Source organism: Primorskyibacter flagellatus (genome assembly GCF_048268605.1).
Taxonomy (GTDB): domain Bacteria; phylum Pseudomonadota; class Alphaproteobacteria; order Rhodobacterales; family Rhodobacteraceae; genus Primorskyibacter; species Primorskyibacter flagellatus.
Window position 1 is genome coordinate 1 of the sequence record NZ_JBLWVF010000005.1, and the last position, 20821, is coordinate 20821.

The 20821-nt window shown below is 56.4% G+C and carries 14 protein-coding genes and 1 pseudogene; 6 read left to right on the forward strand and 9 right to left on the reverse strand.

Annotation, left to right across the window (positions count from 1 at the left end):
* Both ACN0WV_RS07600 and ACN0WV_RS07605 read right to left on the reverse strand, forming a co-directional pair.
* Window positions 1-244 (reverse strand): transposase (locus ACN0WV_RS07600; protein ID WP_417604785.1); only part of this gene is annotated, 244 nt, incomplete at its 3' end.
* A 33-nt stretch (window positions 245-277) separates the two neighbouring features.
* Window positions 278-469: a transposase gene (locus ACN0WV_RS07605; protein WP_417604786.1), complete on the reverse strand. Its 192-nt coding sequence runs from the start codon at window positions 467-469 to the stop codon at window positions 278-280.
* Between the two features lie 302 nt (window positions 470-771).
* On the opposite strand from ACN0WV_RS07605, the gene ACN0WV_RS07610 reads away from it, so the two are divergent.
* Window positions 772-1290: a DUF3238 domain-containing protein gene (locus ACN0WV_RS07610; protein WP_417604788.1), complete on the forward strand. Its 519-nt coding sequence runs from the start codon at window positions 772-774 to the stop codon at window positions 1288-1290.
* 13 nt (window positions 1291-1303) lie between these two features.
* Here the strand turns inward: ACN0WV_RS07610 and ACN0WV_RS07615 are convergent, their stop codons facing one another.
* The 5 genes from ACN0WV_RS07615 to ACN0WV_RS07635 all read right to left on the reverse strand — a co-directional run bounded on the left by ACN0WV_RS07615 (window position 1304) and on the right by ACN0WV_RS07635 (window position 12499).
* Window positions 1304-2041: a hypothetical protein gene (locus ACN0WV_RS07615; RefSeq protein ID WP_417604790.1), complete on the reverse strand. Its 738-nt coding sequence runs from the start codon at window positions 2039-2041 to the stop codon at window positions 1304-1306.
* Window positions 2042-2045: 4 nt separating this feature from the next.
* Window positions 2046-2561: a hypothetical protein gene (locus tag ACN0WV_RS07620; RefSeq protein ID WP_417604792.1), complete on the reverse strand. Its 516-nt coding sequence runs from the start codon at window positions 2559-2561 to the stop codon at window positions 2046-2048.
* Between the two features lie 82 nt (window positions 2562-2643).
* Window positions 2644-4341: a MotA/TolQ/ExbB proton channel family protein gene (locus ACN0WV_RS07625; protein WP_417604794.1), complete on the reverse strand. Its 1698-nt coding sequence runs from the start codon at window positions 4339-4341 to the stop codon at window positions 2644-2646.
* Window positions 4338-12017 (reverse strand): hypothetical protein, encoded by a 7680-nt coding sequence (locus tag ACN0WV_RS07630; protein ID WP_417604795.1) that lies wholly within the window; start codon window positions 12015-12017, stop codon window positions 4338-4340. Before ACN0WV_RS07630 ends, ACN0WV_RS07625 begins: the two co-directional genes overlap by 4 nt.
* A gap of 218 nt (window positions 12018-12235) precedes the next feature.
* Window positions 12236-12499, reverse strand: coding sequence for a hypothetical protein (locus ACN0WV_RS07635; RefSeq protein WP_417604796.1), 264 nt, complete (start codon window positions 12497-12499; stop codon window positions 12236-12238).
* Between the two features lie 1072 nt (window positions 12500-13571).
* Here ACN0WV_RS07635 and ACN0WV_RS07640 point away from each other — a divergent pair.
* Window positions 13572-13786 (forward strand): annotated as a pseudogene (locus ACN0WV_RS07640) (ATP-binding protein); the annotation flags it as partial.
* Between the two features lie 378 nt (window positions 13787-14164).
* Here the strand turns inward: ACN0WV_RS07640 and ACN0WV_RS07645 are convergent.
* Complete coding sequence (locus tag ACN0WV_RS07645; protein ID WP_417604798.1) at window positions 14165-14977, reverse strand: sugar phosphate isomerase/epimerase family protein; 813 nt, start codon at window positions 14975-14977, stop codon at window positions 14165-14167.
* 37 nt (window positions 14978-15014) lie between these two features.
* Window positions 15015-15989 (reverse strand): sugar-binding transcriptional regulator, encoded by a 975-nt coding sequence (locus ACN0WV_RS07650; protein ID WP_417604799.1) that lies wholly within the window; start codon window positions 15987-15989, stop codon window positions 15015-15017.
* 228 nt (window positions 15990-16217) lie between these two features.
* Here ACN0WV_RS07650 and ACN0WV_RS07655 point away from each other — a divergent pair, with 228 nt between their 5' ends.
* From ACN0WV_RS07655 to ACN0WV_RS07670, 4 genes are all read left to right on the forward strand, one after another.
* Window positions 16218-17207 (forward strand): autoinducer 2 ABC transporter substrate-binding protein, encoded by a 990-nt coding sequence (locus ACN0WV_RS07655; RefSeq protein ID WP_084350051.1) that lies wholly within the window; start codon window positions 16218-16220, stop codon window positions 17205-17207.
* Window positions 17208-17279: 72 nt separating this feature from the next.
* Window positions 17280-18776, forward strand: a complete 1497-nt coding sequence (locus ACN0WV_RS07660; protein ID WP_417604801.1) for a sugar ABC transporter ATP-binding protein — start codon at window positions 17280-17282, stop codon at window positions 18774-18776.
* Window positions 18773-19774, forward strand: a complete 1002-nt coding sequence (locus ACN0WV_RS07665; RefSeq protein ID WP_417604803.1) for an ABC transporter permease — start codon at window positions 18773-18775, stop codon at window positions 19772-19774. Before ACN0WV_RS07660 ends, ACN0WV_RS07665 begins: the two co-directional genes overlap by 4 nt.
* A 7-nt stretch (window positions 19775-19781) precedes the next feature.
* Window positions 19782-20792, forward strand: a complete 1011-nt coding sequence (locus ACN0WV_RS07670) for an ABC transporter permease (RefSeq protein WP_084350054.1) — start codon at window positions 19782-19784, stop codon at window positions 20790-20792.
* Window positions 20793-20821 lie beyond the last annotated feature (29 nt).

Sequence of the window (20821 nt, forward strand, 5' to 3'; positions counted from 1 at the left end):
CAGTCACCGGCGCGAACGATACAGAGCCAGAAGACCCAAGCTCACCGTTTCGATACTGCCGCCGCCAAGTCGTCAAAAGCGACCGGCCAATGCCGTGTCGCCGCGCCGTGGCTGTCACCTGACGGTGGCCAATAAAGCTTTCTTCCACAATGCGCAGTTTGTCATCATCCGACCAATGCCGGCGGCGTTCACCATCGGCAGCAGACAGAACTTCGATTTGAGGGCGGTTGATAAAGTCGGACATAAGGTCGGACTTACCATCAGATTGAGCCTGAGATCAGACGGCCGTCGCCGGAGGTTTACGTGCAAACCGAGGGTCGCGAAGCCATTTATGGATCAGGTTGGTGTTCATCGCGTAGCGCCGCGCGACCTGCGCAACCGAGACACCGGGAACCCGCGCCTGCGCGCAGATCGACCGCTTCTCATCGTCTGACCAGATCCGCTTCTTCTGGCCCTTCTTGCCCGCCATCGCCCACCTCAAGATGTCCACTATCGATGGTGGACATCTAGCAGGCACTCCATCTCCCCGTCAGAGCGGGGAAACCGGACGGATACGCTGGACGTATCAGATGCCTGCAAGTTGAAAGCGCTGGAAGATGAGAACGCCAACCTCGGCCTCAGTCACTGATTTACAAACCTTCCTTTTACGGATCAATATGATACCAACAGGCAGGTTTACAAACTCGTGCTGAAAAGGAGGCCAATGAAGGCCAAACTCCTACAAAGAAACAAGTAAATTTGAACTACTGTATTGGAAGAAGAGGATTTGAGATGAACTACCTTAAGACTCTGATAGCCTTGGTTGCAGCCCTCGGATTGAATATTTCTAGCGCAGATGCAGAGGAACTCTACGAAGGCTTGGTCGAAACTCGCATTCTTGACTTCGATCCGCAAAGCGGCGTCAAATCGCAACACTTTTTCTTTGTTGATTTCAAGAGCGAGACTGTAAGCACAAGCTATGAAACTGGTTCCACAGACTTTTTTGGAGTAAATCTTGACAGCGTAAGAGATAACTTTGTAGCTTCATCTATTTCTTTTTCGGAAGATGCAGTAACTTTCGTCCTATCGGGTAGTACTGCATCTGGAGTCGGAATAATCCCAAATATTGACTACAAATTTGACATCATAATATCTCGGAGTGGTCAAATTAGGATTAGCGGATGCCACGACGGGTATCCAGCGTATCTAGTGCAATTCAACGGTTCTGACATCCATAGTTACGACCATAAACCAAAGAAAATTTATAAGCTCTTTGGGAACTGCGATGTTGCAGTATCCATATCAAAATGATGCAATCTGGAGATCATTTGCAATGATCCATGTCTGAATCTGCTTTTTTTGGCTCGTCGATCAAGAATTCAAATCGCTCAACTTGATCGGTCGCATCTGGATTGAGCGCGACGAGTGGAGCTAATTCACTCCCGTCACCGGGTGGCAGACCATCTATGGCCAAACGCCCGAGTCCAGATGTTTCCAGCACCAAATTGTAAGTGTAATCCTTCGAAGCGGCTGCACGAGACAGAAGCAAATCTTCGAAGCCAGCGTTGCGGTTGACACGCAACCGATATCTCCCTGGACACGGATCTGAGAAATGCAGCCAGAGGCCCGATCGCTCCGAACCCGTCTCTATGTCCACCGCTCTCATCGCGGTACCACCGGCGTCGCTAAAGCCAGCACCGAACACACTTGACCAAAATGCCTTTGGCCCCGTGCCGTAGCTCATGTTTCCAAATTGCCCGGTTTGCTGTAGCCGGCCTTCCGTCAGTCTGTAACTACTCCAGTCCGAGGCTTCTGGGTTTGAGTACTCTATGATTGGTTCGAAAGTCACATCGGCTTCATCGCCCCCTGGCCATGTCAACCAGACTTGGATGAACCGTTCACCACCACCGCCTGGCGCCCCAACGTCTATCGGGAGAGTGGCAAAAACTAGGAACAAAAAAAAAGCTGCACCAAATCCACCGGAGACCATATCGACAAAACTAAAACCAAACGTATCAGGCGGCTCCTCATCTAAGTCATCCAGTTCGGCATCCATCGACATGCGATCAATTCCCTGCGCTCAATCGGAATTCACCAGATTGCCTCAAGGAGGCAAATGACTCGGTTCCCTGTCCAGGGCTGAACGGAATGTCAAATTTGATCGTCTCAGAGTAGAGGTTACCAACCAGCACCCGCATGGCCACGTTTCGCGCAGGACGGCGAGCCGTGAACTCAATGGCGCTCGCACTGAACCCGCTGGGCATATGCACAAAGAACCTGCACTTTCTTGCCGCGTGCCCCGGTCCTTGTGGAGAAATCCAGTGTCTGACATCTTCGGGCGCCCCCGCCCCCACTCGAATCCCTGAGATTTCGCGACAATCGCGTGCGGCAAAGATCAGCGTAACACTAAGTCCACCATCGAACGCTCCATCGAAGGAACCATCTCCGAATGCAACCGTCTCAGTCTTGTCTGACGCCTCGTTTCGCGTCACCGACGGATCGAGCTTCACCAGCACAAGAAAAATAACAAAAAGAGCGATGGCAGCCCCAAAAACGCAAGTCAGCGCGTCAGCAAGGGACATCACAAATGAATTTCCGGTTGGCTCCTCACCAGGATATCGAATGGCTTCAGCCGCCGGTTGGGCTGGGACTTGCTCAGACATCCTAGACACGCAGGACCGTCACTTCGCTCAGTCGTTGCTCAGCACCGGCGACCAAGCTCAAAACTATGCCCAAGACGAGTGCAATTAGAGTTGTCGCAAATGCCAAGCCCAGATCAGTTGCAAGCGCACTGATCGCAGCGGACCGCTCATTGATCGTCGTTGCCCAGACAATCTGATCCGCCCCAGTCAAGCTCAGCATGATGCCACGTACCGTTCCAACGAAACCTATGGCTGGGAGAATCGCCGCTATAAGTCGCAGAGGCCATCGGCTGGACCGAAGCCCAAAGAGCAGGGAACTGACAGAAGTGCCATCTGCTGCAAACCAAATTTCTCTCTTAAAATAGGCAAGGCCAAGACTGACGAACCGAAATAGCGCGAAAAGCAGACCCAGAACAAACAGCACAATCATTGAGAACTGCTCGTATCCGGTTACCAATGTCAGCCAAAAACGTTCGTCGCGTGTGGCGTCAGCGGTCCGGATACGTCCTGCTACATAAAGAGCAATTTCCTCACGCATCTTCAGCACCTTGAATAGTTGCGCTGGATCGTCGAGGTCAAATCTGTCGGGTGTGGCTGCGGCTGAGGTGGAAACTTGGGTGATCGAACCCTGGCCTGGTTTTTCGGACTTGTTCAGAATTGCCGCGCAGAGGTTCTCGAATTCGTCGCTTTCCTCCGTGAGACGGACATAACTGCCGATAGTGCTGCCGTTGTCTTCGGACTTTCGCAAGTCCAGAAAGCTATTTGCCGCCGCTATCTGATCGCCACTATAAGCTGCGCCGGACAAAAGAAGTGCGGTCAGAAGTTCCTCGTCTCGGTAGGGCTGCGGCATTTCCTTACGGTATAGGTCTCGGAACCTGAAAAAATTGTTGGTTTCATTTCGCAACTTCTCCAAATCGCTCCGGGAAAACTCGTAGAGGCGAAGGTCCGTAAGGCCCGCTAGGTGCTCTCTATCGGCTCGAGAGGAAAGCGCTCGGTGGGAGATATCAAGCGTTCGGTCCTGCAGGTCCGCCAGAGTGAAGGCGATAGCCATCTCCAGCGCAACGTCATGCGCACGTACAACGTCTTTATCTTCGCCGTCACTTTGCCCGGCAATCCCGCATGGGCGTGTTAGAGACTGAAGGAGTCCAAAACTCGTCTCTTCCATCCTTTCCTTCGCACGAAGGAAGTCGATTATCATTGCGGTGGCCTTATCCGTCCGATCGGCCTCCAATAGGGCGCCTGGGTTCGGAAAGTTGCGTTCGTCCAATTGGTTTGTCTCGCGCAACAGTGACCAAATGGTCAGCCAGCTTAGCTGACCTCGCTCCGAACCTTGCGCGCTGCCTTGAACCACGTCCAATGCAGGGCCCTCGCAATCAGACTGAACAAGTCCCGGCGTTCGGGCGCACAGGTCGGCAAGCACATCGACCTCCGCAGTGGCGCTGTATAGGCGCGCCTGCGTTGAGTCTTGCAGATATCGGTAAACTGCGCTGCCGGTGAGCAATGACAAGGCGATGAGACCCACAACTGGCAACGCACCTAGCCCAAGATCGGGTGCTAGCCATTGCTTTCGTGGTACTAGCCAAGCGATCACAGGGCATGCGAAAACGAGCAGCACTGGCAGGAGGCCCGGCCCTAGCCAAAATGCTAGAAACAGTGCAACGAATGGCAAAACGCCATACAGCAAGAATTGCTCAACACGGTCACTGATATTGAACTTCATTCGAATGCCCCCGGGCATGAATCGTCAGGAAGACGAACTAAAGGATCTGGAAGCGCTCGAAGGCCCCGGTAGGTTCGATCGAAGCCTGGTGGATCAGTTAGCGCGAGGTCGACCGCGCCCTCTGCCAGCATTGCCTCAGCATCGCGAGGGGGGACTTGAACAGAGCCGAGTGCTGCGGAAATCTCTCCCCGAGTTGTGCAACGGCGTCTCGTGGCGCGCATTTCCGCAGTTTCGACCACTGTTTCATTCTCGGCGAACGTCGCATTCCACAGAACGTCGATGGCAAGGTTCTTGGAGACAACCCGGTCTAAAAGTAGATGGATGGTTTGACCTGGCTCTCCGTTGGCATCGAGATCATAGAATGCCCAGCTTTGAGTGCCCTTGCGCGGGTCGATCCCGGCGACAACTTTCCACCCCATCTTGGAGGGCGGTAACCGACGAACTTCCTCCCAGACACTATCGAGGATGATCTCTTTGGCCGGTGTGGCACCAGCAGACATTCGCAAAAATCCTCCATTTGCAGGGAGTTGCAGTGGAAACTCTATTTCCCTTTCGATTAGCGCAGTTTCAGGCCCAGCTTGCCAAAGCCAAAGTTGTCGTTCGCTCCGTGCAGCTTGGTCACCACTGGTTCCAAGTACGAGATAGTGGTCATTGGGAGGCGAAAGGATCTCGGGCCGCCGACCATTGGCAAGCCAGAAACCGAGCACCTTGGCCAGGATTTTTGGACGGGCGGAGTATCTCATCAGTGGATCATTCGCTGTCAGTACAAGCGGAATGACGTCCACTCGCCCCTCCGCAGCTCGATTGCGCATCATTAGATGCCAATTCAACAACTCTCCGGCAGCGTTTCGTTCAGTCCATGGCTCAACACTGTAAACTCTGTCTTCACTGCCTACTACATCCGGAACGCTAAAGGAGGTTTCCAGTTTCATGTTTCGTTGCTCGCCGTGACCTTCAACCAAAGGTGCCAATCCGGTGACCGTCAGCTGATAAACCCGCTCAGCGGAGACAAGGTCAGGTACCGGATATCCACTTCCAGCATCTCCAGGCACAACTTTCAAAAGACCGGCGTCCTGGCAAAGCGTAGCGATCTCGGGCGACGCAGCGATTGCCTTCTCAAGGACATCACCCGACGGGCAACGAGGAGCGATCAAATAGCGAGATGGTGACCCTTCCGTGGCCTGTTCATAAAACCAATCCCCCCAGATCGCCAAAGACCAGCCGTCAACCTCGGCACACGCCAGATGCGTAGAAAGGTTGATAGCACCTTCAAGCGGCTCGCTTCGCGTTTGGCCGGGCGCAACTCCTGCAATTGGGGTGTAGCTGAACGAGGGGGGTTCCAGGCTGTCGCAACGTCGCCATGAGGCGTAGCGGCGGTCTGTGCCGACGATTGTCTTATGTAATTGATACGCACTTCCGACCAGTTGGCACAATTCTGCGGTGGAACTCTCTGTATAGAGTCGCCACCATGGCCAGCTCTTGCCGGGTGGTTCTATGGGCCAGCGGAAAGCCGGAACAATCTCCGCCTGCTCGCGCACGGAATGAACAAAAAAGCGGGCATCAAGCTCGTCCGAAATGGTATTTAAACCAGGAGTCCCAATCACTTTTTCGCAGATGTTTGCGAACACTGTTTGGCCCCAAGGAGTCTGCTCAGGCGCGCCGCGGCCATCTCCTTCTGGAGGAGGGCTACCCGTTTCTTCGAGGTCTGCCGGTGTTGTGCCCGTCCCTACGTTGTCACCTGGATTATCTTGACCGTTATCTGCTTGGGCGGATGCCTCAGAATCCGCGTCACCTTCGTGCACACTCTGTGTTGACCCATCACCCGACATCACCGAGATAGAGATATCGGTCGGATCGATCTTTAGAAGGTCTTCCAGACTAATGTCGAAAAGCGCCTTTAACAGATCGATCAGGTATTGTGGGGTCATCGTTTCAATCGATGGCGTGACCGCTTTCACTTTAATGCCCAGGAACTTTAAGGCTACTTGCACACGTCTTAGATCGGCGTCAAAACGGGCACTTCCCGGTTTCCAACCAAACAGATTGAGACCAATTCCTGCCCCTATCTGGGGGTCCTTGAAGTCAAGATCGGTAACGGCGTGCATAAGTCCTTTGCCAATAAGCAAGTTTTCTTCCACCGTGACCTCGGCGAGGTGTTCTCTTTCAGACCCATCACCGCAAGCTTTGACACAAAACGCTACGTCAGTGCGAGACAGGTCGATTCCCAGCACGCCGAGTTGCGACTTGGCTAAGAACCGCTGTTCCCCTCCATCTAAGTCCAGAGCAATTCTGAAATCCAAAATGTCGCGGATTGCATCCGTGGTTTCCGCATCCAAGGTCGCCCGAACCTGCGATAAGTCCAGGACCCCCTTGGACTTGAAAATCTCTAATGCGCTCAGAACGACCAGATTGCCGGTCGCGGTGAACTTTGGCTTGTCGATCTCGCTGAGGTCCAGCAATGCACGCAGTTTGATGAGATGAGCGAGCTGCGGCTCAAAAACAGTCAAATCTGCACCGATCTCGATACCTGATTTGCCGCCATCCTCACCGGTGTAGAGGCTGATCAGTGTCTTCGACAGAGCCACTATCCCCAGATAGATCGGTGTCGATACACCTCCGGTGATCTTCTCGCCAAGTTTGACGCCCCCTTCACTGATGACAACGCGACTGGCGCCGACGATCAGGCCAGGCTCTATCGGGACTTCCGCCTTAACACCGAACACCAGGCCCCATTCACGTCCCAGATCATCAAGTCGGCCAAAACGCGGGTTCTCGATTTTTACTGTGTCTTCCGGAACAAAATCGAGGAGTTTCGCCACGGCTCCCTCTACTGCCGCCGTCATTGCGGCATCCTCATCGATCTGGATACGCATGGCATCCAAGCCCCGATCCAGCCTTAGTTCAAGACTGCCGGGAATGGCTATCCCGTAGGCTTCTATCCGGATATCCGCGGTCAAGCTCGGCGTTGGGCCAAATAGATCGAGGGCCATCGTTCCCGCGACCATTGAGACTTTGCCAATACCGGGAACCTCGAGTTCGGAAACCTGCTTCTCGATTCTTTCCGTGAGGGCCTGGCTCGCTGCAGCACCAAGCGCGTCGATGAGCAGGTCTCCAATGTCACGATCCAAGTGCAGAAAATTCTGCCGTGGCAAAACGACCGTGCCCACCATGGGCAGATCTTTAAGCGCCAAGTCCGCCGCAACCAGGTCATGCCCGACAGCTAGTCCACGTAGTTCGAAGTGCGGCCTCAAAGCCTCCGGCGTCACGGTTTCTATGCGGCACGAGAGCATCCGACCCAGGGTGTTCTGGTCGTTGTCTTGCATTTGCCGGAAATCAAGTTTGAGACCGGAATCCGCTTTCAGACGTATTCCCTCCACAGACCGTGCTGGAAGACCCGTACAAACACCTAATGGTGCTCCCTCCCCCGTTGCCCCATCGGCCAACGTGAAAACCAGTGGGAGCTGTCCGTCAATCGCCTCTTGGATCGCAGAGGCACCTGATGAGACAACAAAAGGTACGCCGAGTACATCCAGTGTTTGTGACTGAAGAGCGGTATCAACCGCCGCTGTCAAAGGTTCCGCCAGACAAGTGGTCGCCTGGGCTAGAACCGCATCGGCTGCCTCTCGCAGAGCAGCTTCCGAGCTATCGGCGAACAAGTCTTGGAACGGAATGGAAGCCGCCGCCTCAATCGGACAGCCCTCGATTTCCTTTTGAAAAGCGAGGCGCAGATGAAGATCGCCACCTCGAACTTCAGGAGCGACGTCGATAGACCCACCCAACGCTTCGGAAACGTCGGAGAACAGACCCGCAATCCGTTTGTTGACATCCTCCATCCCTGGAGTTGCAAAGACAATCCGCTGCATTTCCAAACCGGTTGCACCGAGGCTTAGCTCAACCCCCGCGCGAACCGCTACGGCAGACGCAGCGGGTTCATCCGGTAAACGAGCGCTCAGCTCGTAGAGTGCTCGGAAACCTAATGATGGGCGTTCCCAGTCAAGTGCAATCGCTATATCTGGGCTACCGTCGGCGGTTAGAACGGGGCCGAACCGAACCGGTGCCTCCGCATAGCTTCCGGGATCTGCCGGCAAGCGCAGGCTAGCCATGAAAGCCTCGATTTCGGCCAGTTTTTGCGACATATTCTCATTTATCTTCGTCTCAGCGGCCTCAATGAGTTTCGGGAACAACTCCTGCCATTCTCCGTTTTCCCTGAGCTTCAGATTGACTTGCCCTAAGGGGACATTGGCAACGGTGAGATCTCCGATCAATCCAATGTCACGTGTCGATCGATCATCCCCAAACACCACCTCGTCCAAAGAAAAAGACACGAACCGCGGCATGCCCAAACGGCGCAACGTATCTGTGAGTGTCTGTTGATTGGGCCTGATGGTGTCGACATCGTCGATTTCCTCGAGAAGCAGCCAACACTCGGCCAAGTCAGCTGCATCGCAATCATCAGGCAGCTTCAGACGTGTGAAGCGCACGCCTAGCGACGCCAAATCGGCTGCTGTCGCGGTATCTTGATCGCCCAAAATAGAATTGGGAACGCATTCTGAACCTGTTGTCTCGACCTCACCGGTCAAAGAGTAGGTGGTGTTGACTATGTCGCAGTCCGCGGTGGCACCGGCTGGCCCCGGAGAGCGCAGTTCAGGTAGTCGAACTGACAGGGTCCCTGCAAGACGGCGGGATCCATCAGCGAAGGTCCCTGCATCTTCTAAAGACAATCCAACCACACCGCCAACACTCATCCCTCCAAGGAACTTGTCGCCCAGTCCAACTCCCCCTTGGGGTGCCGTTGTGCTTGGTGTGAGAAAGAAATCGTTCTTCGCGAAGCGATCTTCTGGTAGGCGGACTGGATTCGGGCCATCGCTGCCTGCAGCCCATGAATTTTCTAAGAAATCAAAAAGGTCCTCCAAAGGGACTTCGAAGTCGCGCAGAAAACTGTCGGTACCAGCAGCACCGTAAAGCTCGGAATACGCATCCTTGTCGCCATCCTCGCCAAGGCTGCTACTTAAATTGGGCCGGGCCTGGCGCACCCTTTCGGCCAATGCGCGAAACTCGGCTGCCGCGATGCCCAGAGCGCCGAGTTCATCGTCATTGTAGGGCTCCAGCATCCTTAGGAGTGTCAGACGGCGCTCAAAACCCGCTTGGCGCTCACGTGCTTCCGCAACGCGGTCAAGAACCCAGTCTGCCTCGAGAGACAGAGGCGCACCCGCCGTTCTCTGGACACGCAAATAGGGTGCCAACGTCCCGATCAGAGACCTGAGCCTCTGTCCTCCATCAAACACGACGATGTGCTTGCTTTCTGTCCAATACGATGTGATCGGGCTGTCCTCTCCCCGCATTACCCAAGAGGCCAGCCGTTCCCGACGAGAATTGATGGCCGGACAGACGCCAGGATTGCTTGCGTCGGGAGATGCATCCGCGTCGAGAGCTCCACCCTGCCCGAGTTCCAGAGCTAAAACTAACGACATACCGCCGGAGGACCTTACCGTCAGTGCGCGGTCCTGTTTTCCCATGGGGTTTTGGATAACCGATTGGTCAGGCAGGCCTGAGCATCCCCAGAACAGGTCCTCGCCGAACGTTGGAGACAACAGGATGCGTGCAGCGCGACGCACCTCCTGAACGTCTGCTGGACTAAGGCTACCCCTTTCCTGCCGCATCAATGCATCGACACGTTCCAAATCACCAGGCTTGAGAACCGCAGCCGCAGCCTCTGGAGCGACCCGTGACTGCAGAGCCATCAAAGTGCGCAAGTAGTCAACGAATTCGTTTTCACTCCGCCCATGGACGATCATCACCATTGCGGAGCCTGTGGCCACTCTCCACCAGTAATTTCCAAAGACCCTCTCTTCGGGATCGAACAATCCCGCCTCCAGAGCAGCGTTCAAATAGGTTTTCGTCTTCGACAGATAATCCCTATGACTTTGGTCCTGCTCACTCCGAAGGATCAGCGAGGTTTGCAGACAGTACAGCGCCTGCTGCGTTCTCGTCAGCTCAGCCGTTATGCCCCGGCCCTCCGCGCTGCCAATGTCGATCAACTCAGGCAGGCGATCTCTTATGTAGCCTTGTTCCGCCAAGACCATCCGCAAATCGAAAGGCAACGGTGTATCGCGCATCCCCGAGAACATGGGATGCATATCTCGTGTTATGGTTCTTTCCGAAACCGGATCACGCAATTGAAATGGCCGAGAATAGCGCTCCTCCGTCAGAAGATAGGTGATGATGGGGAGATTGACGTTGTGATACAGTTCCCAGTTGATTGTTTGTAAAATCTGCCGGGCACGGCGACTTACCATGAGGCTTTCAGCGCCCGTGAGTCCGGCACAATCCTCATCAACAAAAACCTCATCGACCGTGTCAAAGAGCGCTTTGAATTGATCGGCGTCGTGCAACTCCAATGGATCGACCATCCCGATACCGAGGAGCTTCGTAACCGCTTCTGCGGCAGAAAAGAACCTGGGGTATGGATTACCGGCCCCTGCCTTTTTGATCAGCGCGTCCTGCGCAGCACGATAGCCCAATGATCGCTCAAAAATGGACGCGCTGAGCATCGTATGGCCACGTGCTCTCAAAATGCCCGCACAATGATACACATCGCTAACGATTGGATCGATGCGGCCATTTGCGAGCGCGGTCCGGTAGTCAGACCATCCAGCGATCGGGCCTGCGACCAAAGCCACGCCGAATTGGATCAGCAAATCAGGCGCGATGAATATTCCGGCGCGGGACGCATGCTCCGCAACCCAACCCGCAACAGTGCCGTCGCGGGCGGCGGAGGAAAGCCAAACGAGCGTACGGAACTGCGATAAGTCGCGACCAATCATGTCTTGGTAAAAGATCTCGATCGGGTTGCTACTACGCACAGAATCCGGATCGGGAACCAGCCGCGTTACCAAGTTTGCCACAGACAGGTTACAACCGCTCATGACATTGGCTCGGGCGGCCAACGTGTCGCGTGACGTCAGATCCAGTGTTGCCTGATACAACCATCCCAATGCAGTCCGAGCTGTTGGCGCAACAGGATGATTGATAAAGCGGCCATCGCTGGAAATGTGAACCTCCTCCACCCGCGCGGCATTCATCGCGCGCTGCATCCAGCCACGCGCCAATCTGTGGAAACCGACAATCGAGATAGGTGCATTTTCCGCGATGACTTGGGCGGACGCGTCATCCAGCGCTTTTTCGACAAGCAATGCTGTGGGCAAGTCCAATTCGATTACAAACACAATGTCCGGCGGAGGACCTAACGGTGGTCCTCCGTCTTTTTCTCCCCGCCAGCGATGCTTCGTAATTCCGTCAACGACCTGGAAAAGGTTTGGATGCCGCTGCCAATCAGAAGTGCTTTTGCCCGCGGTGAGGGCCGGGGTCGAGAGATCACGAAGCCCAAGCGAATAATGTGTTGCCAGTGTCCGCCGCGCGCTTGTCTCGTCATACAAGGGTGCGTCGCCCAAAATTCGTGCGATCGCTTTCTCCGGATCACCGGCATGCATCGCGACGTCAGGGCGGGCAATCGTGATATCGAGTCTAAGAGAGGACGCCTCAATCACCACGGCCGAACTGCTCGCGGCAGTTATCGCGTCCGGCTTGATACTGACTCTTAGTTCCGCATAGGCAGGTCGATCGGCAATGAGAACGAGAGCCGTTAGCAGAAATATCTTAAGAACAAAATTTCTCATTCACGAACAACCGTGATGCAAATAGATATTCAACGTAGCAATGGTGCCTAACTCTGTAAAGCGACATGGAAACAAAGAAAGAGTGATACCAGTCTTCATGGGCTTGATGTTGGTAAGGGAGTGACGCTTGCTCCGAGGTCGTTCGAGTGAATTGAACGACTGCGAGCTCAGTCAGTTGCCACTAAGGTTCGGCACGATCTGACGTAGGTTGGATCGGCTCACATCAATAAGAGACGACAACTTTCAGCATCGCTCCGAATATCCTGAAGCTGCCCCTTATCGAATGCTTCAAGTTTTGTGTTGTCGTCAAGCTGATCATCCAGCGTCCGATTAGAAACCGCAATTTGAAGTAGTATGCTCGACAGCCTGTCTTCGGCAAAATCTTGGTGCCGATTACGCAAAAATGGGTATAACCAAGACGGGTTTTCTCCAAATTCTTCGAGATCAGCATTCCTGAATGCCTCGAGACCTCGCGTCGTCATGACGAGCTCAAACGCATCCCGGCAAGTCGCTTCAATTGAACCGCATTAGAAAGCCAGCAGCTTCAGGAATAGGTAACGGCAGGGTTCTTAGATGCCGGGCGGGTAATGGAGAGCTCCGTTATATCCGTGTCTAATTGGCCTGCTGCCGGTTTTGTGGACGGCAGCTTAAGCTTGCGTTGACTTTGCTTGTTCGTTGCGCGTCGAAATCGCGGTGCTAGAATTGCTGTCGGTGGGCAATGGAGTCAACTGGGCACTTGTGAATGACCGCTCTCGCGAGATCTGCCGCATTGCCGAACATACCGTGCCGCAAGAGCGAAGGCATTCTGCGCCAGCAATAGCCACAGTAGCAAAAGGCGCGTTTGTCCCGCGGAGCAGATCTGACTGCCGCCCACTTCGAACGACTGCTTTCAGAAGCACATGCAGCTCCTGCGAACTAGCCACCATAGACTTCTCGTCCCCGGGGCCCGCCAAAAACCCCGAGGAAACCAAAACCCGCCAACGCGCCGAAATGCCCTCGACGCAGTGCGAAATCACGCGATCGAAACATGAACATACGCTGCACACGGCACCCCGCAACATACTGATATCATGCTAAAATCGCTACCATCCATCATGGGTGCGATGGATAGGCGAGCGGCGCGGGAAACGTCCGATTTCCCTTGTTTTATTGGGTATTCCTGCTCAGCCATCCGTTCGGTCTTTCTCTGTTTGGGCGTGTTTGCCCCCGTTCTTGCCCCCGGCGCAACAAAATGTTGCACCAAACCCGAAATGTTACAACGCCGCGCTCGCGATCCTCCGCGCCGTTTTTCCATAATGGAAACGGCGGCAAGTTCCCGCAGCGACACAAGCCCACGTCAACGCAACAGCGGTGAGTTATCGAACCTTGAGCATGGATCCAACCGCCGAACGGTTCCTGAGCCGATTTCCCGGATATCGAAACACACATCGGAGAGGAAATCCCCATGGGAACCATTAGCAACTGTATCTGTCAGGTCGTCGTGGCTGCCCATTTCTGACGGCTCTTGCACAACGCATTAGCGATGGTGACCAGCTTTCTGGCGACGGCGGTGATGATGACCTCGGCTACCTGCCGGTCAGTACATCAGGCAGCGCGCTGTTTTTTTTCAGCTGCTTAGAAAGCGTTGCGAGAAGACAAGCGTCGTCATCACCACAAATCTGAGATTCAGGGAATGGGCCACTGTCTTCGGCGATGCCAAAATGACAACAGCGCTTCCGGATCGCGCACGCCATCATTGTGCCATCATCGAAACGGGCAACACCTCATAGCGGTTCGCACAAAGCAAGCAACGCGGAAAAACATAAACCTCGCGCAAGCAAAGCCCCCAGACGGATCCGCTACATGAGGGTGGCCCGACTGGGCGCTTTGCACCACATAGGGAGGTAGATTTAATCGCTGAAACCGGCTCAGTTTTGAACGTTTACTGACATGCCGATATCCCCCGATCTGTCCCTTCTGGACTACTCCGCGCACACGGAATAGCCAATACAAACAAGCTTCTCTCCGGTGGGAGCCGGGTCCAGATCAAATGCAGATGTCGTTGCCCTAGCGAAACCTTTCATCGTCGTGACATCGCCGAAACATGGGCGCTCCCGGTGGTCAGGCATCTGAAGCCTGTCACCGAACGCGCCGTCCGTCTGAACCCGTCAGATCAATCCGTATTGGCGGGCCTTGTTTCGCAGGAATGGCAGGCCGTTCTCCATCACTTCGGCTTCGCCGGACGCGACAGGCCGCCAGACGGACAGGCCGTTTGCAAGCGCGGGCGGCATGTTGATAAAGCTCTCCATCGCGAGTCCCCCTTTGAAACCGATCGCGCGCAACGCACTGTAAATCTCGTCCCAAGCGATTGTTCCCGCCCCCGGCGTTCCCCGATCGGATTCCGACAGGTGGATGTAGCGCAGGTGGTCACGCGCATCGATGATGCCTTGCGCGATGCCCTTTTCCTCGATGTTCATATGGTAGGTGTCGAGATGAACAAATATGTTGTCCGCGCCGATGCGTTCGATCATCTCGACCGCTTGCCAGCCGGTATTGATCAGATGGGTCTCGTAGCGGTTGACCGGCTCGATTCCGAACAGCAGGCCCAGTGATTTTGCGTGTCTCGCCGCGCGGGCCATTGCATCCGCCACGTTATCCAACTCGGCTTGCGTCGGCGGCTGGCCCGTCCGTTCGCCGATGCCGCCGTAAACCACGCCGGACAATGCCTCTGCGCCGATTGCAGCACATTTATCCAGCGCCACGGTCAGGAAATCGACCGCGCCATCGGGGTTATGCGAGGCCCATACCTCTTGCGGCAGGCCCAGCGAACAAACCGCGCGCATCTTTGCAGCCTCCAGCATCTGACGGCTATGCGCAGCATCGACGCTTGGCGGATCGAGCAGCGCAATTTCAAGGAAATCCATGCCATAGGATTTCGCCTTGGTGACAGCCCTCTCGCAGCCCGCCCTGTCCCATGTCATGGTCCACATGCTCGTATGAACACCGAAGCCTTCCATATTATCCTCCCAGATCCTTTCTGGCCTGCACAAGCGCCACGGCAAGCCCTTCGTCAATCAGTAGTTTCTTGACAAACCCGGCGCGCAGCACCGCCAGTGTCGATGCCAATTTACCGACGCCACCGGCAAGAAGGACCGTATCCATCTTCGCCATGTCGGCAGGCTGCACGCAGGGTGTGCAGCGGTTCAGCTCTATATCCGCGACGGTGCCATCCGCCTTGTAAAAGACACCGCAGCAATCGCCAACCACCTGTGCATCAACAAGCTGCTGGATTTGATCCGCGGTGAAGATATCGCTGTCGAACAGGATCGCGCCTTCGCGGCATTCGCCGACGCTCATCAGCGCGTGATCGGCCTTGCGGGCGACATCCATCGCCTCGCGGACAAGACGCTGTGACATGATCCCCTCACAGGCAACTGCACTGTCTGTCACAAAAGGCGCAGGCAGCAGAATTGCCCGTCCTCCGGTCTGTGCCGCCAGCCTGACGCAGACATCGCCGGGGGCGGTATGTGAGGCATAGGTTACAGACCCCATCAGCGACACAAAGGTCAGGCCCGTGTTGCGCACACCTGTCAGGTTGTCTGCCATGGCGGACAGCGTGCGCCCCCACCCCAGCCCGACCGTGGCCTGGCTGTCGGCCCCGGCGATCCGGGCAAGATAGCCGCTTGCAAGGATGGCAACCGCATGGCGCGACATGACGTCATCATCGGTCGCAGCCCCTGTGGGCGCGACCTGCACCTCTTGCAGGCCAAACCCGTCAACCAGTTGATCGGCCAGTGCCAAAGTGCGCGAGGTTCGATGTTCGACGGTGATACGCACCAACCCCTGTTCGCGCGCGTCGGCCAGCATACGCAGCACTTTGAAGCGCGAAATGCCCAGCCGCTTGCTGACCTCCTGCTGGCTGAGATTGCCAACGTAATAAAGCCACGCTGCCTGTGCGATATCGTCATCAGCCTGGCGTTTCTGCAGCATCATCGCGCGTCCGAGACTCCTTGGATTTCCAACGACAAAATGGCTTGACCGACGAAATGATGCTAATATAGTCACAAACGTGCAGTCAATGCACAAGTGTTGAAAGCGCGCCGGGCCTAGCGGCTGCGGCCCTTTCGTCGGAGGTTCGAAGTAACATATTCTGCTTGGGTCGATGAGTTTCCTCGTGGTCCAAGTCAATGACCCGCAAAAGGCGGGCATAGGGAGAGAGACATGAAGACCAAGATCAAACTGCTTGCCAGTGCTGCGCTTGTATCGACCGCCTTTCTAGGCACTCAGGCAACAGCGGACAGCCACTCCAAGAACATTGCCACCGTGGTCAAGATCGCGGGCATCCAGTGGTTCAACCGCATGGAAGAAGGCGTGAACAAGTTCGCGGAAGACACCGGCATGAACGCGTTTCAGGTTGGCCCCGCGCAGGCGGATCCACAGCAGCAAGTAGCGCTGATCGAGGACATGATCGCCCAGGGTGTTGACGCGCTGGCCGTTGTCCCGATGTCCCCAGAGGCGCTGGAACCGGTACTGGGTCGCGCCATGGAGGCGGGCATCGCCGTGGTCACCCACGAGGCGGCGGCACAGGAAAACACCACCTACGATCTTGAGGCCTTCGTGAACGAGGATTTCGGCGCAAACCTGATGGAACAGCTTGCCACCTGCATGGGCGGTGAAGGCGAATATGCCGTGTTCGTCGGCTCGCTGACATCGCAAACCCACAACCAGTGGGTCGATGGCGCAATCGCCCATCAGGAAGCCAACTATCCCGACATGACGCTGGTCGGTGACAAGAACGAAACATTCGACGACGCCGAACAAGCCTATACCAAGGCGCAAGAGGTTCTGCGCGCCTTCCCGGATATCAAGGGCATGCAGGGATCAGCCTCGACCGACGTGGCGGGTGTTGGCCGCGCCATTGAAGAACGCGGCATGGAAGACGATACCTGCATTTTCGGCACTTCGCTGCCGTCGATCGCCGGTCAGTATCTTGAAACCGGTGCCGTGGACGGCATCGGGTTCTGGGATCCGGCCGTTGCAGGCGAAGCGATGAACAAGATCGCGGTCATGCTGCTGAACGGTGAAGAAGTCACCGACGGCATGGATCTTGGCCTGACTGGCTATGAGAATGTGAAACTCGATGGCAAGGTCATCTTCGGCCAGGCTTGGGTGAACGTGAACAAGGAAAACATGAGCGAATATCCGTTCTGATCCTGTCGCATCCGGGGGCGGCTTGCGGGCCGTCCCCATTTTTCAACTACACTCAAATCAAGTTGGTTGTTCATGTCCTCAGACCATGACACCGCGTTTATCGACCTGCGAGCGATCACCAAACGCTACGCCGGCGTTACAGCGCTCGACTCTGTCGATTTCACCGTGCAGCCCGGCGAGGCCGTCTGTCTGGCCGGTGAAAACGGGTCCGGGAAATCGACGCTTATCAAGATCATTTCTGGCGTGGAGCCTGCCACCGAAGGCACGATCCGCATCGCCGGTCAGGAGCATCCGACGCTCAATCCGCGGATTTCGGCAGCGGCTGGCGTCATGGTGATCTTTCAGGATTTCTCGCTGTTTCCGAATCTCAGCGTGGCCGAGAACATCGCCTTCGCCACCCAGCTTTCGACCCATCAGAGGTTCTTCAAAACCGGTGCCGTGCGCAAGATTGCCCGCGCCGCGCTGGAGCGGATCGGCGTGCAGATCGACCTAGATGCACGGGTCGAGTCCCTGCCCGTCGCGCAAAAACAGTTGGTCGCGATTTGCCGTGCATTGGCATCGAAGGCGCAGCTGATCATCATGGACGAACCCACCACGGCGCTCACCGAGAAAGAAGTTCGCCGCCTTCAGGGCATCATCCGGATGCTCAAGGAAGAAGGCGTCGCGGTGATTTTCGTCAGCCACAAACTGGCCGAAGTGCTCGACGTGTCGGAAAAGGTGGTGGTGCTTCGCAACGGCAAGAAGGTTGCCGAGGGGCCTGCATCCGAGTTCGATACGCAATCGCTGACCTATCACATGACCGGCCGCGACGTCCCCGAAATGCCGCCCAGCGACGTGACCGCCGGGGCACAGACCCTGATGCAGGTTCAGGGGCTGACCAAGGCAGGGTCGTTCTCCGACATTGATTTCGAGCTGAAGACCGGCGAAGTGCTGGGCATCACCGGCCTGCTGGGATGCGGACGCACCTCTGTGGCCAAGGCGCTCTTCGGTTTGGTCTCTCCGGACGCAGGCAGCATCACGGTCGATGGCAAGCCAGTGCCGCTGGGCGATCCGCAATCGGCGTCGATGGCGCGGATCGGCTATGTGCCCGAGGACCGCCTGACCGAAGGCCTGTTTCTCGGTCAGTCCATCCTGCGCAACGTCGCTGTCGGGCGTCTCGATGCGCATAGCAGCGGTGGATTTCTTAACATGCAGGGTCTGACCGAGGAGGCATCGGACTGGCTTCGTCGGCTCAAGGTCAAGGCACCGGATGTCGAAGCCCCGGTAAAATCCCTGTCGGGTGGGAACCAGCAGCGGGTCGCACTGGCGCGGTGGTTGTCACGCGCGCCCCGCGTCCTGATCCTGAACGGCCCCAGTGTCGGCGTCGATGTCGGATCGAAGGCCGATATACACGGCATCATCCGCGATCTGGCAAGCGAAGGCATCGGGATTATCGTGATCTCGGACGACCTGCCCGAGCTGCTGGCCACCTGTCACCGCATCCTGGTGATGCGCGACGGCCGTATTATCGACGCGCTGGACGGCAAATCGGTAACCGAAGACGCTCTTGCCCAGAGGCTTGCCTCATGACCAACCTTCTTCCCAAGGATTTCTGGAGCCGCAACGAAACGCTGGTCGCCGGTGTGATCGTGCTGTTCTGCGTTCTCGCAACGCTGTCGGATCCGCGGTTCTTCAGCATCACGACCGTGTCGGACCTGCTGCGCGCCTCTATCGTGATCGGCATTCTGGCCGTGGGCGCGATGCTGGTGCTGGTCTCGGGCGGGATCGATGTCAGTTTTACCGCAGTGGCCGTTGTCGCGATGTATTCATCCACCGTACTGGCGCTGGCCATCTGGCCCGACATACCCTGGCCGATGATCTTCGTGATCGCGGTCCTGATCGGTGCCGGATTAGGCGCGATCAACGGGTTTTTCATCGCCTTTCTGGGCCTTCCAACGCTGATCGTCACGCTTGGCACATTGTCGATCTTTCGCGGCTTTCTGCTGACCTTTATCGGCTCGCAACGGATTTCGAACCTGCCGCCCTCGATGCGCGATTTCTCACGCGGCGTTCTTGCGCGAGGCACCACGGAGGCGGGGAATTTCTACTCGATCCCCTGGGCGGTGCTTGCGCTTGTGTTCGTGATCGTCCTGACATGGTTCATCCTGCGCAAGACCATGCTGGGCCGGTCGATCTATGCCATCGGCGGATCGGTCGAAAGCGCGCGGCGCATCGGCATCAATGTCAAATGGACCCAGTTCTTTGTCTATGTCTATGTCGGCGCTCTGGCGGGCCTTGCGGGCATCATTCACGGGGCGGTCGGGCGTATGGCAGACCCGTTCTCGCTGGTCGGGCTGGAACTGTCGGTGATCGCTGCCGTGGTTCTGGGCGGGGCGCGATTGATCGGGGGGTACGGCACGCTGACCGGAACGATGCTGGGTGTCGCCCTGATCGTCATCGTCCAGAACAGCCTGATCGTGGTTGGCATTCCGACCACATGGCAATCCGTCACAATCGGCATCCTGATCTTGCTGGGCACAGGCATTCCCGCCTATCGCGCCAAGCGGACCGCAGCACAGGCAGGATGAGGGTATCATGTCTACACACACATCCATGAAAGACGTCACCGCCGCCCCGGAATTCCGGTTGCTGGTCATCGCGGTCTTTGTCTTTGGGCTGATGTCCGTCCTGTCGCCGGACCGCTTCCTGTCAACGCAGAACCTGACCTCCATGGCGTTTCAGTTTCCGGAATTTGCAATTCTGGCGCTGGCCATGACGATCGCCATGATGACCGGCGGCATCGACCTGTCGGTGGTGGGGGTCGCCAACCTGTCGGCGGTGGTGGCCGCCCTGATTCTGACGCAATTCTCGGATGCCGAGATGCCCGCCTCGCAATCGGCCATCTGGCTTGCCGTCGCCGTCACGGCGGCGCTGTGTATCGGGGCCATTGCCGGGCTCATCAACGGATCCCTGATCGCATTCTTTGGCCTGCCGCCCATTCTTGCCACGGTTGGATCGGGTCTGGTCTTTACCGGTTTTGCCGTTGCCATGACCGGCGGCAGCGCTGTGATGGGATTTCCGGGCACCGTTGCGCTGATCGGAAACGCGACGCTTGCAGGCATTCCCGTGCCGCTGATCCTGTTTGTCCTGCTGGCCGTCCTGCTGCACCTGATCTTGACACGAACTGCGTTCGGACTGCGAGTGACGATGTACGGGGCCAACCCGATGGCCGCGCTTTATGCCGCGATTGATGTCAACCGGGTGCTTCTCAAGGTCTACATGAGCGCGGGGGTGTTCTCGTCCATCGCGGGCCTCATCGTGATGAGCCGCGCCAATTCGGCCAAGGCCGATTACGGGTCGTCCTACCTGCTGCTGGCGGTGCTGATCGCCGTGTTGGGCGGGGTGAACCCCTATGGCGGCTACGGGCGCGTCATCGGTGTCGTGCTGGCGGTGCTGTCCATGCAGTTCCTGTCCAGTGGCCTGAACATGCTTCAGGTGTCCAATTTTGCGCGCGAGCTGATCTGGGGCGCGCTGCTGATCCTGGTCATGGTCATCAACACACATGCCGTCACCGCCCTGCGCGGCAGTCTGAAACCTTCAAAATAAACACCGGTCCCCTACGGGAGGAGGACATG